Annotated in this window: 14 protein-coding genes and 1 pseudogene; all 15 read left to right on the top strand. The window is 53.4% G+C overall.

The genetic code is table 11. The features are described 5' to 3' along the window. Positions 1–14: 14 nt before the first annotated feature. Positions 15–599 carry a bifunctional pyr operon transcriptional regulator/uracil phosphoribosyltransferase PyrR gene (gene pyrR / locus FFA38_RS03175; protein WP_272501205.1) on the top strand — a complete coding sequence of 195 codons (585 nt, stop codon included), beginning with the start codon at positions 15–17 and terminating at the stop codon, positions 597–599. After that, complete coding sequence (locus FFA38_RS03170; protein WP_138315994.1) at positions 599–1,558, top strand: aspartate carbamoyltransferase catalytic subunit; 960 nt, start codon at positions 599–601, stop codon at positions 1,556–1,558. Before pyrR ends, FFA38_RS03170 begins: the two co-directional genes overlap by 1 nt. Continuing rightward, positions 1,548–2,849 (top strand): dihydroorotase, encoded by a 1,302-nt coding sequence (locus FFA38_RS03165; RefSeq protein WP_138315505.1) that lies wholly within the window; start codon positions 1,548–1,550, stop codon positions 2,847–2,849. The genes FFA38_RS03170 and FFA38_RS03165 overlap by 11 nt, the downstream gene beginning before the upstream one ends. Beyond that, complete coding sequence (locus tag FFA38_RS03160) at positions 2,849–3,352, top strand: PH-like domain-containing protein (RefSeq protein WP_138275359.1); 504 nt, start codon at positions 2,849–2,851, stop codon at positions 3,350–3,352. The genes FFA38_RS03165 and FFA38_RS03160 overlap by 1 nt, the downstream gene beginning before the upstream one ends. Continuing rightward, the gene (gene carA / locus FFA38_RS03155) at positions 3,349–4,479 is read left to right on the top strand and encodes a glutamine-hydrolyzing carbamoyl-phosphate synthase small subunit (RefSeq protein WP_138315504.1); all 1,131 of its coding nucleotides are present in this window, start codon (positions 3,349–3,351) and stop codon (positions 4,477–4,479) included. The genes FFA38_RS03160 and carA overlap by 4 nt, the downstream gene beginning before the upstream one ends. Beyond that, on the top strand, positions 4,479–7,778 hold the full coding sequence (gene carB / locus FFA38_RS03150; protein WP_138315503.1) for a carbamoyl-phosphate synthase large subunit: 3,300 nt from the start codon (positions 4,479–4,481) through the stop codon (positions 7,776–7,778). Before carA ends, carB begins: the two co-directional genes overlap by 1 nt. Continuing rightward, positions 7,768–8,634: an orotidine-5'-phosphate decarboxylase gene (gene pyrF, locus FFA38_RS03145; RefSeq protein WP_138315502.1), complete on the top strand. Its 867-nt coding sequence runs from the start codon at positions 7,768–7,770 to the stop codon at positions 8,632–8,634. The genes carB and pyrF overlap by 11 nt, the downstream gene beginning before the upstream one ends. Then, positions 8,633–9,178, top strand: a pseudogene (gene gmk / locus FFA38_RS03140) (guanylate kinase); the annotation flags it as partial. The gene pyrF and the pseudogene gmk, both read left to right, overlap by 2 nt. 49 nt (positions 9,179–9,227) lie before the next feature. Continuing rightward, a complete protein-coding gene (gene rpoZ / locus FFA38_RS03135) occupies positions 9,228–9,482 on the top strand; it encodes a DNA-directed RNA polymerase subunit omega (RefSeq protein ID WP_138275354.1) in 255 nt (84 codons plus the stop codon). Between the two features lie 18 nt (positions 9,483–9,500). Next, on the top strand, positions 9,501–10,688 hold the full coding sequence (coaBC, locus tag FFA38_RS03130) for a bifunctional phosphopantothenoylcysteine decarboxylase/phosphopantothenate--cysteine ligase CoaBC (RefSeq protein WP_138315500.1): 1,188 nt from the start codon (positions 9,501–9,503) through the stop codon (positions 10,686–10,688). Positions 10,689–10,729: 41 nt separating this feature from the next. After that, positions 10,730–11,923 (top strand): methionine adenosyltransferase, encoded by a 1,194-nt coding sequence (gene metK, locus FFA38_RS03125; RefSeq protein WP_138315499.1) that lies wholly within the window; start codon positions 10,730–10,732, stop codon positions 11,921–11,923. Positions 11,924–11,937: 14 nt separating this feature from the next. Continuing rightward, entirely contained in the window at positions 11,938–13,815 is a 1,878-nt protein-coding gene (locus FFA38_RS03120) for a primosomal protein N' family DNA-binding protein (protein WP_272868534.1), read from the top strand. 21 nt (positions 13,816–13,836) lie between these two features. Beyond that, on the top strand, positions 13,837–14,787 hold the full coding sequence (gene fmt, locus FFA38_RS03115) for a methionyl-tRNA formyltransferase (RefSeq protein WP_172955992.1): 951 nt from the start codon (positions 13,837–13,839) through the stop codon (positions 14,785–14,787). After that, positions 14,787–16,151: a transcription antitermination factor NusB gene (locus FFA38_RS03110; RefSeq protein WP_138315496.1), complete on the top strand. Its 1,365-nt coding sequence runs from the start codon at positions 14,787–14,789 to the stop codon at positions 16,149–16,151. The genes fmt and FFA38_RS03110 overlap by 1 nt, the downstream gene beginning before the upstream one ends. Before the next feature lie 13 nt (positions 16,152–16,164). Further along, entirely contained in the window at positions 16,165–16,836 is a 672-nt protein-coding gene (gene rpe, locus FFA38_RS03105; protein ID WP_138315495.1) for a ribulose-phosphate 3-epimerase, read from the top strand. Positions 16,837–16,840 lie beyond the last annotated feature (4 nt).

Genomic DNA, 16,840 nt, shown 5'->3' with positions numbered 1-16,840 from the left:
AACATCCTTTAAGGCTGTCCAGAGAGGCAGAGAAGGAGGTGGGCGTGTCTTCACGCACCGTCTTGAGTAGTGACGATATCAATCGCGCAGTCACGCGTATCGCACACGAAATTCTTGAAGCCAACACTGCTATGCAGAAGAGTGGCTCAGCAAATCTAGTGATTTTGGGTATTCCAACCCGCGGCGTTTGGCTAGCCGAACGAATCGCTGAGGTTATTGCCAGAACTGAACCTGGAATTTTGGTTGAGGACCTTCTTGGCCGCCTAGACATCACAATGTACCGCGATGACCTTGCCTCAAACCCGACGCGTCCGGTAACAGAAACTCACATCCCGCAGCAGGGCATCGATGACAAGGTTGTGGTGTTGGTCGATGATGTTTTGTTTAGCGGGCGCACCATTCGCGCCGCACTTGACGCTCTCAATGATTTTGGAAGACCGCGAGCGGTGAAACTTGCCGTCTTGGTTGATCGGGGTCACCGCGAGCTGCCTATCCGTGCGGATTTTGTTGGAAAGAACCTACCTACTTCAAGAGAAGAACGAATCAGTGTGCGCCTAAGCGAGACTGACAACGAGAATGCCGTGGTGATTGAAGGATGATTCGAAACCTGTTATCGGGCGCCGACTTAAGTCGTGACCAGGCCGTCGAGATTTTGGACATCGCCGAGGGAATGGCCGATGTAAACGAACGCGAGATCAAGAAGCTTCCGACTCTCCGAGGTAAAACCGTCGTTAACCTGTTTTTTGAGGATTCGACACGAACCCGAATCTCATTCGAGTTGGCTGCAAAACGACTTTCGGCAGACGTAATCAACTTTTCTGCCAAGGGTTCCAGTGTCTCCAAGGGGGAGAGCCTCAAGGATACTGCTCAGACCCTTGAAGCAATGGGTGCCGACGCAGTGGTTATCAGGCACTCAGCATCGGGAGCCGCCAATGTTCTTGCGCACAGCGGCTGGATAAATGGGGCCATTGTCAACGCCGGAGATGGAACACACGAGCACCCAACCCAGGCTCTGCTGGACGCATTCACCATGCGAAAGCGTTTTCACGGAAGTTCCAGCACTGGCAAGGACCTGTCAGGTCTGAGAGTTGCAATCGTCGGCGATGTGCTTCACTCGCGCGTCGCCAGATCTAACCTCTTGCTACTAAACACTCTCGGCGCTGAAGTTCATTTTGTCGCACCGCCAACCTTGCTGCCGGCAAATCCGTCAAATTGGCAAGCCAAAATTCACTATTCCCTCGATGACGTACTAGACAACGAGAAGCCGGATGTTGTGATGATGCTTCGCGTTCAAGCCGAGCGCATGAATGCTTCCTACTTTCCATCTGAGCGCGAGTACTCAAGAATCTGGGGTTTCAATTCGGACCGCTTGAAGAGACTCAAGCCAAATTCAATAGTCATGCACCCCGGACCAATGAACCGCGGGCTCGAAATTGATGCCATCTCAGCTGATTCGCCTCAGTCAACCGTGCTGGAACAGGTCGCGAACGGTGTGTCTGTACGCATGGCAGTTCTGTATTCCCTCCTCTCTGGCGAAAGGGCCAACGATGTCAACTAAATACCTATTTCTAAACGCGAAACTTGCCGATGGCACGGTATCTGACATTGAAGTCAGCGATGACCGAATTTCTGCGATTGGTGTTGGCCTAGAAAGCTCGGATGCTGAGCGCATCGACTGTGCGGGCCTGGTTGCATTGCCTGGATTCGTTGATCTTCACACTCACCTTCGCGAGCCTGGATTTGAGCAGAGCGAAACCGTTCTGACCGGAACCCAAGCAGCGGCGATGGGTGGCTACACTGCGGTTCACGCAATGGCAAACACCAGTCCAGTTGCTGACACCGCTGGAGTTGTTGAACAGGTAGCCGCCTTGGGTCGCGAAGCCGGCTACGCCGATGTTTACCCAATTGGTGCGGTAACCGTAGGGCTCGAAGGCAAGCAAATGGCCGAGCTTGGAGCCATGGCTAATTCCAAGGCCCAGGTCAAAGTCTTTTCTGACGATGGCAAGTGCGTTCACGACCCGGTAATCATGCGCCGCGCCCTTGAATACGTCAAGGCCTTTGATGGCGTCATTGCACAGCATGCCCAAGAGCCTCGCTTGACTGAAGGCGCCCAGATGAATGAGGGTGCTGTTTCGGCTGAACTTGGACTTACCGGCTGGCCAAGTGTGGCAGAAGAGTCGATCATCGCGCGCGATGTGCTACTCGCTGAGCACGTCGACTCAAGAATTCACGTTTGCCACCTTTCAACGGCCGGCTCGGTAGAAATCGTCCGATGGGCTAAGGCACGCGGAATCAAGGTCACCGCTGAAGTAACGCCTCACCACCTTTTACTTACCGATGAATTGGTTCGCTCTTACGATGCCGTATACAAAGTGAACCCGCCGCTTCGAACTCAAAAAGACGTGGAAGCACTCCGTGAGGCATTGATTGACGGAACCATTGACATCGTTGCAACTGACCACGCGCCACACCCGATTGAAGCCAAGGATTGCGAGTGGAATGCAGCAGCATTCGGCATGTTGGGGTTAGAAACCGCCGCTTCCATCGCTCAGGAAGTACTGATTGAGAGTGGCCGATCTAACTGGAGCCGCTTGGCTGAAGTGATGTCAATTAACCCTGCGAAGATTGCTCGTGATGCGAACGCTGGCCAGGCTCTCGAAATTGGCAACGTAGCCAACATCGCATTCATCGACCCGAGCGCAAAGCGAACAGTTGTTGCTGAGTCAGCTTCGAAATCGGTGAACAATCCGTATGTTGGTCTGGAGCTACCAGGTCGCGTGATCCACACGGTCTATCGTGGCTACCTAACCGTGAGAAACGGCGAATTGGCGAAAGCGGGCCGCAACTGATGACCAAAGAAGTTATGGCCGTGTATGCGGCAATCTTGTTTACAGCTATCGTCGCCATGGCGGTAACCGGCTGGAGACGAAGGATTTCAAGCCAAGCAGGCAAATTTTCGCAGCCGCTAGAAGCACTGGAGTACTTCGGCGAACTGATCGCATCAGCCAATGGCTTTTATGTTGCCACTACCGAAGCGGCTAATCACCTAGAACGTATCGCAGCCTATGGCCTAGGAATTAGAGGCGAGGCTCAAATCCTAGTTTTCAACGAGGGTCTCTTGATTGTTCGCAAGGGGGAGCGGCCACTAGCGCTAGATAAAGCCCAGATTGATTCCGTATCGACAAATCAAGCTGTCATTGACCGAGTAGTTGAAGCAGAAGGCTTGATCACCGTGAACTGGACCCAGGACACCTTTAAACTTTCGACGCACCTGCGCGCAGTTGACTCAACCGGTCGCGCAGCACTGCTCGAGGCAATCTCAAAAATCACCACCAGAGAGGCATCCAAATGAACCAAGCATTACTTGTCCTAGAAGACGGTCGCGTATTCCGCGGCCAGCCATACGGGGCTACCGGAACCACTCTCGGTGAGGCCGTTTTCGCAACCGGCATGACCGGATATCAGGAGACCCTGACCGATCCTTCGTATGCTGGCCAGATCGTTGTGCAGACAGCACCGCACATCGGAAATACCGGAGTCAACGCCCGAGACGAGGAGTCGTCAAAGGTTTGGGTTGCCGGTTACGTGGTCCGCGACCCGAGCCGTATCGTTTCGAATTTCAGATCTGAAAACTCGCTGCCAACCGAGTTGGAGAAATATGGTGTGGTTGGCATCGCAGGTATCGATACCCGCGCCCTGACCCGCCATTTGCGTTCTCGCGGTTCGATGCGCGCCGGTATCTTCTCGGGAGAGGCCGCTAAGGCTCCAGTTGAGGATCTCGTTGCTCAGGTTAACGGTGCGGTCAAGATGCAGGGCCTCTCGCTCAGCGATGTCGTTACCACCGCCGACTCCTACACAGTTGCCGCTGAAGGAGAGAAGATCGGCCGGGTTGCGATTCTTGACCTCGGTATTAAGCGTTCAACGATTGAGCACATGTGTGCCCGTGGTCTCGAGGTAGTGGTTTTCCCAGCTCGCGTTGATGCTGCAACGTTGCTGGCAGCTAACCCGGATGCGGTCTTCTACTCTAACGGCCCTGGCGACCCAGAAGCTGCTGAGGGTCAAGTTTCAGTTCTGCGCGAGATCTTGAGCCAGAAAATCCCATTCTTTGGAATTTGCTTCGGCAACCAGCTCTTGGGTCGTGCCCTTGGTTTTGAAACTTATAAGCTTCCGTTCGGTCACCGCGGAATCAACCAGCCAGTGCTTGACCGCAAGACTGGCCGAGTTGAAGTAACCGCACACAACCACGGATTTGCCGTGAAGGTTGAAGGCGGGCCAGAGGTTGAAAGCCCTGCTGGTTTCGGTCGAGTTACTGTCAGCCACGTATCGCTAAACGACGACTGCGTCGAGGGCCTAGAGTGCCTCGACATCCCAGCATTCTCGGTTCAGTATCACCCAGAAGCTGCTGCCGGACCACACGATTCAAACTACCTATTCGACCGCTTGGTCGACCTAATCAAGACCAACAAGGTGGCCAAATAATGCCAAAGCGTTCAGACATCAATAGCGTTCTCGTAATCGGCTCGGGCCCGATTGTTATCGGTCAGGCCTGCGAGTTTGACTACTCGGGTACTCAGGCATGCCGTGTTCTCCGCGAAGAGGGCATTCGAGTGATCTTGGTTAACTCAAACCCGGCAACCATCATGACTGACCCAGATTTTGCCGATGCAACCTACATTGAGCCAATCACCCCTGAGGTAATTGAGGCAATTATTGCCAAAGAGAAACCAGATGCGATTCTGCCGACCCTTGGTGGCCAGACCGCGCTAAATGCTGCCATGGCACTACACGAGCGCGGCATTCTGGAGAAGTACAACGTTGAACTCATCGGTGCCAAGGTTGACGCCATCAAGAAGGGTGAAGACCGCCAGATTTTCAAGCAGCTGGTACTAGACGCTGGTGCCGACGTTGCAAAATCGGTTATTTGCTCAACCCTCGATGAATGCCTTGACGCTGTCGGAGAACTTGGGTACCCACTAATGGTTCAGCCTTCTTTCACAATGGGTGGATTGGGTTCAGGCTTTGCCCACGATGAAGAAGAGCTCCGCCGCATCTGTGGCTCGGGCCTTCAGGCAAGCCCGGTAGGTCAGGTTCTTCTGTCCGAGTCGATTCTTGGCTGGAAGGAATACGAGCTTGAACTAATGCGTGACACCAACGACAACTGCGTTGTGGTTTGTTCAATTGAAAACGTAGACCCTGTAGGTGTGCACACCGGCGATTCAATTACCGTGGCGCCGGCTCTAACCCTGACAGACCGCGAGTATCAGAATCTCCGCGACATCTCGATCGACATCATCCGTGCCGTTGGAGTCGATACCGGTGGTTGCAACATTCAGTTTGCTGTCGACCCATCGAACGGTCGCGTAGTTGTTATTGAAATGAACCCAAGAGTCTCTCGTTCATCGGCTTTGGCTTCTAAGGCAACCGGATTCCCAATTGCCAAAATTGCTGCCAAGTTGGCCGTGGGTTACACCCTTGACGAGATCCCTAACGACATCACCAAAGTAACTCCAGCAAGCTTCGAGCCGACTCTGGACTACATCGTCGTCAAGGTTCCACGTTTTGCGTTCGAGAAGTTCCCTGCAGCCAATGCAACTCTGACCACGACTATGAAGTCCGTTGGTGAGGCCATGGCAATCGGCCGCAACTACAGCCAGGCACTGCAGAAGGCCCTACGCAGCCTTGAACGTCGTGGTTCGTCATTCCACTGGGATGGTCCGCTGGGTAACGTAGACGAACTGCTCGAGGCAATCAAGACTCCAACCGATGGTCGCATTGTGTTGTTGCAGCAGGCTCTTCGCGCTGGTGCGACACCGGAACAGGTATTTGAGTCAACCAAGATGGATCCATGGTTCATCGACCAAATTGTCCTAATTAACGAGGTTGCTGACTCAATCGCTGGCGCACCGAGCCTAGATGAGGGCGTCATTCGCCACGCCAAGGAGCACGGGTTCAGTGACATTCAGATTGCGTCGTTGCGAGGCATCAGTGAATCTGAGGTTCGCAGCATGCGACACAGCCTCGGACTTCGTCCGGTCTTCAAAACTGTTGACACCTGCGCCGGTGAGTTCCCGGCACTGACTCCTTACCACTACAGCACCTATGAGGAAGAGACCGAGGTGGTTCCTTCGAACCGCAAGAAGGTCGTGATTCTAGGATCTGGTCCAAACCGAATTGGTCAAGGCGTTGAGTTTGACTACAGCTGCGTTCACGCATCGTTTGCACTCTCAGACGCTGGTTACGAAACCATCATGATCAACTGCAACCCTGAGACCGTTTCAACTGACTACGACACTTCGGATCGTCTTTACTTTGAGCCACTAACTCTTGAGGACGTCCTCGAGGTTATTCATGCTGAGCAGCAGAGCGGCGAATTGGTCGGCGTTGTAGTGCAGCTCGGTGGCCAGACAGCTCTTGGACTTGCAAAGGGACTTGAGGCTGCCGGAATCCCTATTCTTGGAACCTCACCTTCAGCCATCGACCTAGCTGAAGAGCGCGGTCTGTTCTCTAAGATTCTCGAAGACGGAGACCTGCTTGCTCCACCAAATGGAACTGCATTGAACTTGGCCGAGGCCGAAGTTATCGCAGCTCGAATTGGTTACCCGGTTCTGGTCCGCCCATCCTTCGTCCTTGGCGGTCGCGGTATGGAAATTATTTACGACCAGGCTGGCGTGAGAGATTACTTCGACAGAATTAAGGACCAGGCAATCGTTGGCCCTGACCACCCGCTTTTGGTTGATCGCTTCCTAGACTTTGCCATCGAAATTGACATCGATGCACTGTTCGACGGCGAAGACCTTTACGTCGGTGGTGTCATGGAGCACATCGAAGAGGCTGGTATCCACTCGGGCGACTCGAGTTGCACACTGCCTCCGGTAACTCTAAGTGATGCTCAGATTGCGCGAGTTCGCGAGGCTACCCTGAAAATCGCTCAGGGAATCGGCGTACGCGGCTTGCTCAATGTGCAGTTCGCTTTGGCAGCAGACGTCCTTTACGTTCTTGAGGCAAACCCACGTGCATCACGCACCGTTCCATTTGTCTCTAAGGCGCTTGGCATCACTTTGGCTAAGGCAGCATCTCTTGTAATGGTCGGCAAGACCATCAAGGAGCTTGTCGCTGAAGGTCACCTTCCTGAAGCAGACGGTACCTACATTCCAGCGGGATCACCAATCTCAGTCAAGGAAGCAGTTCTGCCATTCAAGCGATTTGCAACCAAGGATGGTCGATTTGTTGACTCATTGTTAGGCCCAGAAATGCGCTCAACCGGTGAGGTTATGGGAATTGACGTTGACTTCCCGAAAGCATTCGCAAAGAGCCAGGCTGGAGCAGGCAGTGCTCTGCCGACTTCTGGCAGCATCTTTATCTCGGTTGCTGACCGCGACAAGCCTCAGGTAGTCCTGCCGGTCCGCCGACTGGAGCAACTTGGCTACAAGATTCTGGCTACCAGCGGCACTGCGGCCATTTTGGCAAGACACGGTATTCAGGCACAGGTTGTCAGAAAACACACCGATGACGCAGCTGTCGCCGATGGCCCGAGCATTGTCGAGCTAATCACTGCAGGTCAGGTGGACGTAGTGGTCAACACTCCTTCAGGTTCAAGCGCCCGCAAGGACGGCTACGAGATTCGCGCGGCAACGACTGCAGCCGACAAAGCGATTTTCACGACAATCGCTCAGTTGAGCGCCGCAATCGGTTCGTTCGAAGCAGTGATTGCTGGCCCATTCAGCGTCAAGTCACTTCAGGATCACGCAATCGACCGGGCGGTGGCACTTGCCAACTAGTTTCGGCTCGAAACTCGAGACGGCTTTTAAGAGCCACGGTCAGTTGTGTGTTGGCATCGATCCCCATGCCGCATTGCTTAATGACTGGGGTTTGACCGATGACGTCAAGGGGCTTCGGGAGTTCGCCAAGCGAGCTCTAGATTCCGCAGTCGGCAACGTGGGCATTATCAAGCCGCAGGTTTCCTTCTTTGAGCGCCACGGATCAGCCGGTTTTGCAGTGCTCGAAGAGCTGGCGCAGGCAGCCCTGAACACCGATTTAGTGGTCATCATGGATGCTAAACGCGGTGACATTGGCACCACGATGGATGCCTACTATGACGCCTGGCTTGGTAAGTCTGCGCCATTTGTCTGCGACGCCCTTACAGTCTCTCCTTATCTTGGATTCGATTCTTTGAAGCCCGGGATGGCTGAGTGTCTTGAGCGAGGCAAGGGTTTGATTATTCTCTCTGCTACATCCAATCCTGAAGGCGCGGCACTTCAGCGTGCGACTGTGGGCGGAAAAACTATTGCTTCCCAAATTTGGGACGGTCTGAGCGAGATAAACCGGGTTACCGCTGAAGCTGGCCGAAAACTTGGCTCATTCGGTGCTGTCATCGGGGCTACTCTAAACCTTCAAAGCATGGGATTAGGTGCCGTTGTTGAAGGTCAGGCTACTGCTGCAACACCGATTCTGGCACCTGGGTTTGGTGCCCAAGGTGCTGAGTTGTCTGCAACCAGGCAGCTATTCGGCAAAGCCGCCGACCAGGTGATCCACTCTGTGTCGCGCAGCGTACTTTCGGCCGGTCCAATGGGTATGAGTAAGGCAATCCAGGTTGCCAACAGCGAACTTGCAGTGGGGCTCGAGACTAATGTCTAGCCGCCTTACAGTGATTGCCGGACCAACCGCCGTTGGTAAAGGCACGGTAGTCGCTCACATTCTTGCCCATCACCCTGAGATAAAACTTTCGGTGTCCGCAACGACCAGGCAGCCGAGGCCCGGCGAAGTCGAGGGAGAGAACTACTTTTTTCTAACTCACGAAAATTTTGATCAGCTCATCGAAGCCGGTGACATGTTGGAGTACGCAACAGTGCACGGAACCAACAAATACGGCACACCAAAGCGACCGATTCTTGATGCGCTAGCGCGTAACGAACAAATCATTCTCGAAATCGACATTCAGGGTGCCCGACAGGTCAAGGCCGCCATGCCCGACGCAAAACTAATTTTCATCGCCCCTCCGAGCTGGGAGGAATTGGTTCGACGCTTGACCGGACGAGGCACAGAATCGGCTGAAGAGCAGGCTCAGCGCCTGGTTACAGCTCGTGAAGAATTGGCCGCTCAGTCTGAGTTTGACTACGTAGTTATCAACGATGAGGTGGCCAGATGTGCCTCTGAAGTCGTAGACTTGATTCAGGCTTAGCGATTAATCAATCGCACACTCCACGCTAAAGACAAAAGAAAGTTGAATCATGTCTGAAAAGCTAGAAGGAATCGTTTCTCCTGCAATTGACAACCTACTAAACAAGGTTGACTCAAAATACGAACTTGTTATCTTTGCATCAAAGCGTGCTCGCCAGATCAACGACTACTACTCAGCTCTGCACGAGGGAAGCCTGTTCAACAACGTTGGCCCATTGGTTGACGCAACTGTTGACGAAAAGCCGCTGACCATCGCGATGCACGAGATCGACCAGAACAAGTTGGCCAAGCACACCGCTGAGTAATAGCGGCTGGAACCTGCAATGCTTGTAATCGTTGGTATCACCGGCGGCATTGCGGCCTATAAAGCTACTGGCATCATTAGGCTTCTCACCGAAGCTGGTCACTCCGTAAAGGTCATTCCAACGCAGAATGCTTTGCGTTTCATCGGCGCAACCACACTAGAGGCCTTGTCGCACAACTCTGTAGATCCAGACCTTTACACCGATGTTGCTGACGTTAAGCACATTGCTTTAGCCCAAGAGGCTGATTTAGTTATCGTGGCACCGGCAACCGCAGCCTTTTTGGCACGGTACGCCTCAGGCCAAGCCGATGACCTGCTCGGCAACACACTTTTGGCGACTAAGGCTCCGGTGGTGGTTGCACCAGCCATGCACACGGAGATGTGGCAACACCCAGCTACCGTGGCAAACATCGAGACCCTCAAGAAGCGTGATGTTTGGGTATTGGAACCCGCAGTTGGCCGACTCACCGGGCAGGACTCTGGTCCGGGCCGACTGCCCGAACCAAATGAGATTGTTGATTTTGCCCTTAGCGCTGTCTCAAAGCAAGACCTAGCCGGCAAAAAGTTTTTGATAACGGCTGGCGGTACGCAAGAACCGATTGACCCGGTCCGATTCATTGGCAATCATTCGAGCGGAAAACAGGGTCTAGCCATTGCTGCGGCTGCGTCACAGCGAGGCGCTCAGGTAACCCTAATTGCCGCAAACATAACCGAGATTCCACCTGGTTTCAACGAAGTAATGCGGGTTCAATCTGCCGCAGAACTGCAAAATGCCGTCCTTGAGCAATTGCCGGCCTGCGATGTTCTGGTAATGGCAGCCGCTGTTTCTGACTTTAGGCTCGCTGAACCATTTGACTCAAAAATTAAAAAAAGTCTGGTGGGAGATCGCCTCAATCTAGAGCTGGTCCAAAATCCAGATGTGCTCAAGCTAGCTGTTGACAGCTCACACACAGCTCTAATCGTTGGCTTTGCTGCCGAGACCGCCGGTTCAGAAACGGCACTTACCGAACTGGCCGTAAAAAAGCTCGTCGAGAAGGGTTGCGACTTTATCGTGGCCAATGATGTCAGCAACGGTAAGGTTTTCGGTAGCGACCAAAATTCGGCAATAATTCTGAGCAAAACAGGGGGAGCTACAAAAGCTACTGGAACTAAATCGTTGGTTGCCAATGAGCTTTTGGACCTACTGAGTTCTGCCCTCAGCAAATAACTGACCAGCATGTCTTGGGCTCGGGATATACTTGAGCCATTATGAGCAAACTTCGTCTTTTCACCTCTGAATCTGTGACCGAGGGTCACCCTGACAAAATCTGTGACCAGATCAGTGACACGATTCTCGATGCAATGCTCGAGCAGGACCCAAATTCTCGCGTAGCCGTAGAAACCATGGTGACTACCGGCCTAGTCCATGTTGCCGGTGAAGTTACGACCGAAGGCTATGTTGAGATTCCGAAACTAGTTCGTGAAAAGATTCGCGAAATTGGCTACACATCATCAGACATTGGCTTTGACGGCGACAGCTGTGGCGTTTCTATTTCGATTGGTCAGCAGTCACCAGACATCGCACAGGGTGTTGATGATGGCTTTGAATCGAGAGTTGGCTCATCCAAAGACCAATACGACTCTCAGGGTGCCGGCGACCAAGGAATCATGTTTGGCTACGCCACCAACGAGACCAAAACCCTGATCCCGACTGCGATCAACGTGGCCCACCGATTGAGTGAGCGCCTAGCTGCAGTCCGCAAGTCAAGCCAGGTCGACTTTCTAAGACCAGATGGTAAGACTCAGGTGACAATCGGCTATGAGGGCACAATTCCTCGCACCATTGAGGCTGTAGTTCTCTCAACGCAGCACAACCCAGGTGTGAGCCACGCCGAGATCGTTGAAGCCATGCGAGAAGCAGTTATCAACCCGATTCTCGAGGGCACTGAACTGGACTTCTCAGGCGTCGAACTGTTTATCAACCCGACTGGCAAGTTTGAGATCGGTGGCCCAATGGGTGACGCGGGCCTGACCGGACGCAAGATCATCGTAGACACCTACGGTGGTGCCAGCCGCCACGGAGGTGGCGCTTTCTCAGGTAAAGACCCATCTAAGGTTGACCGCTCCGCCGCCTACGCAATGCGCTGGGTAGCCAAGAACGTTGTTGCTGCAGAACTTGCCGACCGAGTCGAGGTTCAGGTTGCCTACGCAATCGGTGTAGCCCGCCCAGTGGGCCTGTACGTTGAGACCTTTGGCACCGGCCGCGTTTCAGATGACACAATCGTCGACGCCATCAACGAGGTCTTTGACCTAAGGCCAAAAGCTCTAATCGAATCTCTTGACCTGCTTAGACCGATTTACTCAAAGACAGCGACCTACGGTCACTTCGGGCGCGAACTTCCTGAATTCACCTGGGAGAACACCGATAAGTCTGCCGATCTTCGACGTGCCGCCGGTTTCTAATTAGTCAGGTATCTATGCCGGGTATTGCAAGGGTTTCGATTGATTCCCCGTTGCCGCAATTAGATCGGCTATTCGACTATGCGATTCCAGATACCATTCGAGATTCAATTCAGATGGGCGCTCGAGTCAAAGTTCCTTTCGGACGAGGAAAAAGCCTCTACGACGGATTTGTGATTGCCTTAGAGCAAACCAGCGAATTCGAGGGAAAGCTTGCAGAGATTGCCCAATTGGTCTCGCCTGCTCCAGTGCTGACGCCTGAGGTTTATCAATTAGTCAGAGCTGTTGCCGATCGACAGGCATCAACGGCATCGGATGTACTTAGGCTTGCCGTCCCTCCGAGGTCAGTCGCAGTCGAAAAGCGATGGGTCGCAGAAAACCAAAATCAAGTTTCAGGTGTTTCGAAAAAGCACGACGTTGAACGCGAGCGAACCTCAGTGCTGGTCGCACCGGTTACCGGACCGGAATGGCCTGCCTGGGTGACAATGGCTATCGAGAAAAGCTTGCGGGAAGTCTCGAACGGTCAGTCGGTGATTATTTGCGTGCCGGATTATCGAGACCAGAAAGTACTGCTATCTGCGCTGGAAAAATCGCCGGCGGCTGAATTTCTCGTCGACTACTCCTCTGATCAGAAGACTTCGGCTAAGTACAAGGCGTTCTTAGAATGCTTGGGGAGCTCACCCACATTGGTGGTCGGAAGTAGATCAGCAATCTACGCACCCGTGCAGAATTTGGGCCTAATTTTGGTTTGGGATGATGGTGACTCGAGTCACACCGAGCCGTCCTCGCCGTACTCACACACCCGCGAGGTTGCACTCATCAGACAAAGACAGTCGGGGTGTGGCTTGATTTTTGCTGGGCATGTTCGTTCTACCGAGATCCAACGGCTAGTGGAAATTGGCTACCTAAAGGCCGAGTCATTCGACCAGGACATTCCGAATATTTCTGCGGTGGACCGCGAAGTGCGAGTTGATGGAGTTGCTTGGTCAACAATCCGCGATGCCCTGAAAGTTGGATCTGTGTTGGTCCAGGTAGCAGCTCGCGGAACTGCGGTTTCGAGTTACTGTTCCGGTTGTTCTGAGCGTGCCGCTTGCAACCAGTGCAATGGCCCAATCTGGGTCGATGGTGCGGGCCAAGTTAGATGTAGGTGGTGCAATCAGACCAACCTTAACTTCAGGTGCCGAACCTGTGGCGCAAACAAGCTTCGAACCGGAACTGCAGGTTCCTCGAGGACCGCAGCAGATTTTGGGCGTGCTTTTCCCGGGGTGCAAATCATCGAATCAAACGGTGACCATCGAATCGAACTAATCGAATCAGATCGAGCCATCGTGGTTTCCACGCCTGGCGCTGAACCGCGTGTTTTGGGTGGTTATGCGGCGGTGGTGATTCTGGATGCAAATCAGGCCTTGAATCGTGATTCCCTCCGCGCATCAGAGGATGCCTTTAGGCAGTGGGCCAACGCGATTGCGCTTGCCAATGCCGGGGGTACCTGTCTAGTTGTTGGTATTCGCGGTGAGTTGGCAAGGTGCCTAACTGCTTGGGCGCCGGGTGAGTTTGCCCACGGTGAACTTCAATCCCGACGCGAGCTCCGATTCCCTCCAGCTGTGCGCCTTGCATCGGTGTCTGCCGAAGCCGAGCTGCTTGAACAGGTACTTAGCGACCTCAGGTCCTCGCCCGGGATTGAAGTTCTTGGGCCAATGCCGGTTTATGAGAAGAACCTAATTATCACCTGGCGAGCATTCCTGAAGTATGAGTACTCACAGGGGGAGTGGCTAGCCAAACACCTGCGCGCTGCAACACTTGTGCATTCCTCGGGTCAAAGCGCATTTAGCGCAAAATCGGGTCGGGCCGTTCGGCCGATTCGAGTCAAGATGGATGACTCCGAAGTAATCTAGAGCAGGAAGGCACGGTTGGGTTTGAAAGTTTTGTTCGCGGGCACGCCGCTAAACGCTGCGCGGACACTATCGTCGCTCCATGAAAACGGAGTTGAAATCGTTGGTGTCCTGACTCGCGTAGATGCACCCATTGGCCGAAAAAAGGTCTTGACTCCTTCGCCGGTTGCTCAAACCGCAGAATCACTCGGATTGCCAATCATCAAGGCAAATCGAGTTGACCCTAGTGTCCTTGAAGAAATCAAATTGCTTGGAGCAGACCTAGGCGTAGTTGTAGCCTTCGGGGCGATTTTCCGAACCGAGACTTTAATGGCGTTGCCAAAGGGTTGGATAAACCTTCACTACAGCCTGCTCCCACGGTGGCGAGGTGCAGCACCAGTTCAGCACGCAATTTTGAACGGTGATGCAACCACCGGAGTCTCGATATTCCAACTTGATGAGGGCATGGATACCGGCCCAATTCACAGCATCATCCCAACCGAGATCACCCCGGGTGAAACATCAGGGGAGCTCTTGGATCGACTAACTAACCTCGGTATATCGGGGCTACTCGAGGTTATTCCACGAGTTGCCGCTGGTTTGGCAGTAACTACTCCTCAGGATGAGACGGCAGTCGCCACTCTGGCCTCTAAACTCAATCGAGAACTTGCGCATATCAATTGGAATGAATCGGCTCACCAAATTGAGCACCTAGTCTGTGCCATGAATCCAGAACCGATGGCATGGACCACCCTTGATGGTGAGTCTTTTAGAGTAATCGCCGCGCGGGCGTTGGGTGCAGTTGACTGGGCAGCCCTCGAGGGCACTGATTTCGAAGCAGGGTCACTGGTCCACAGCGGTAATCGTGTTTTGGTGAGTTGTGGCCACGGATCCTTGCTAGAACTCAAAGAAGTACAGCCTGCAGGCAAACAGATCATGCGCGCTTCTGATTGGATGCGCGGAATTAAGTCCGATCAGAAAGTTCTCTTCATTTAATGGCTAAAAACGAACGAAGAATCAGTGCGCGTGAAGTGGCTATTGATTTGCTCATGGCGGTTGAAAAAGATGATGCCTATGCAAACCTCCTTCTTCCAAAGTTGCTTGAGAAGGCTCGACTGGATTCAAGAGACACCGCTTTTGCCCAGGAACTTGCCTTTGGAACTCTCCGGTGGCAGCTTTTCTACGATCGCGTAGTTGAGGAATGCGCTCAGCGCTACAGCGATGAAATTGACATCTCGGCTTTGGTTTTTCTTCGACTGGGAGCACACCAAATCCTCGGGATGCGCGTTCCATCTCACGCAGCACTCAGTGAGACTGTTGAGCTAGCCAAGCACTATTTGAGTCGGGGAGCGGTCGGCTTTGTTAACGGTGTCCTTCGAAGGGTCTCGGAACGAACCCGAGATGAATGGCTGCAGGTGGTTTTGAATGGCCTAGAAAACCCACACGAGCGTCTAGCCGTCGAATTCAGTCACCCTATCTGGGTGGTTCGAGCTCTTGAGCAGGCGCTGAAACTCGACAACCGCGGTACCGAGCTTGAAGATTTACTTTTCGCAGACAATATCGCGCCTTTGGTCAGCCTGGTTGGCCTTCCGGGAATAGCGACCAAACGCGACTTCGAAGACTTACCAATCGGACCGGCAAGCCCAATCGGTGCCCAGCTTGATGGGGGTGACCCGAATAACTTGGTTGCTTTCCGTGAGGGCCGTATTCGCGTTCAGGACCAAGGCTCACAGTTAGCCGCGTTGGCCTTAGTAGAGGCCACGGACGCAGCTGAAAATGAAACCTGGCTGGACATGTGTGCCGGACCGGGTGGAAAAGCCGCTTTGCTGGCGGCCGAAGCCAAGCTAGCGGGGGCCACACTGGTTTGCAACGAGGTTGCACCTCATCGCGCCAAATTAGTCAGTCAGGCCTTGAGCTTGGTTGACCCGCGCCTGAAAGTCACCGTTGCTGACGGCAGGCTTATTGGAAGCACCACTCCCGAAGAATATGATCGAATCCTTCTTGATGCACCCTGCACCGGTCTGGGAGCCCTGCGCAGGCGTCCTGAGTCACGCTGGAGAAAACAGCAGGCCGATGTAGCCGAGTTGACCAAACTTCAAGAAGAGCTGCTAGCCAGCGCCTGGGCGGCACTAAAGCCTGGTGGTGTTCTTGCCTATGTGACTTGCTCACCGCACCTTGCCGAGACAAATGCGATTGCAGACTGGGCACAGAAAAAACTGGGCGCCAAACTGATTGACACCAATGAGGTGCTTCACAAAATCAATCCTGACTTACACCTGAATTCAAACCGAAAAACGGCTCAACTTTGGCCGCATATTCACAGCACCGATGCGATGTTTATCGCACTCATGCAGAAGTAGTTAGGCTAAATTTATGTCGGCTCGCATCAATCCAAGCATTCTGTCTGCAGATTTCGTGAACTTCGAACGCGACTTCAACTCCATTTCCAACGCAGACCTTATCCACGTTGATGTGATGGACAATCACTTCGTACCGAACCTAACTTTTGGTCTGCCTATGGTCGCCAGAATGCAGCAAATCACACCGAAACCGCTTGATATTCACCTAATGATTGAATCGCCAGACCGGTGGGCGCCAGGTTATGCCGAGGCCGGCGCATTTTCAATAACTTTTCACGCTGAGGCAGCCGAAAACCCGGTCAAATTGGCCAGAGAATTACGGAGCATTGGTGCCCGAGCTGGTTTGGCGATTAAACCGGGAACCGCAATCGATTCCTACCTTGAGGTCCTAGCCGAATTCGACCAAATCCTAGTAATGACAGTTGAACCCGGATTTGGCGGGCAATCACTCATCGAAGACACTCTCAGCAAGGTGGCCGCCGTCCGCCGCAAGGTTGACGACGAGAAGCTGGACGTTTGGCTACAGGTAGACGGTGGAATCGACGAGACCAACATTGAGCGTGTTGCAAACCTTGGTGCCGATACCTTTGTTGCCGGTTCCGCAGTGTTCAAAGCAGAGGATCGCCAGGCTCAGATTGATAATCTCCGGTCCTTAGCAGCCAGTGGGATTGCTCACCGCCACTAAACTA

The sequence above is a fragment of the Rhodoluna limnophila genome (genome assembly GCF_005845365.1).
In the GTDB taxonomy this organism is placed as follows: Bacteria; Actinomycetota; Actinomycetes; order Actinomycetales; family Microbacteriaceae; genus Rhodoluna; species Rhodoluna limnophila.
Note: the sequence above shows the minus strand (reverse complement) of the source record. Positions and strands in the feature narration are given on the sequence as shown.

Coding starts and splice junctions, on each gene's coding strand:
- FFA38_RS03165 (WP_138315505.1), top strand. CDS start 1,548: ATGTCAACTAAATACCTATTTCTAAACGCGAAACTTGCCGATGGCACG.
- FFA38_RS03160 (WP_138275359.1), top strand. CDS start 2,849: ATGACCAAAGAAGTTATGGCCGTGTATGCGGCAATCTTGTTTACAGCT.
- carA (WP_138315504.1), top strand. CDS start 3,349: ATGAACCAAGCATTACTTGTCCTAGAAGACGGTCGCGTATTCCGCGGC.
- carB (WP_138315503.1), top strand. CDS start 4,479: ATGCCAAAGCGTTCAGACATCAATAGCGTTCTCGTAATCGGCTCGGGC.
- rpoZ (WP_138275354.1), top strand. CDS start 9,228: ATGTCTGAAAAGCTAGAAGGAATCGTTTCTCCTGCAATTGACAACCTA.
- coaBC (WP_138315500.1), top strand. CDS start 9,501: ATGCTTGTAATCGTTGGTATCACCGGCGGCATTGCGGCCTATAAAGCT.
- metK (WP_138315499.1), top strand. CDS start 10,730: ATGAGCAAACTTCGTCTTTTCACCTCTGAATCTGTGACCGAGGGTCAC.
- FFA38_RS03120 (WP_272868534.1), top strand. CDS start 11,938: ATGCCGGGTATTGCAAGGGTTTCGATTGATTCCCCGTTGCCGCAATTA.
- FFA38_RS03110 (WP_138315496.1), top strand. CDS start 14,787: ATGGCTAAAAACGAACGAAGAATCAGTGCGCGTGAAGTGGCTATTGAT.
- rpe (WP_138315495.1), top strand. CDS start 16,165: ATGTCGGCTCGCATCAATCCAAGCATTCTGTCTGCAGATTTCGTGAAC.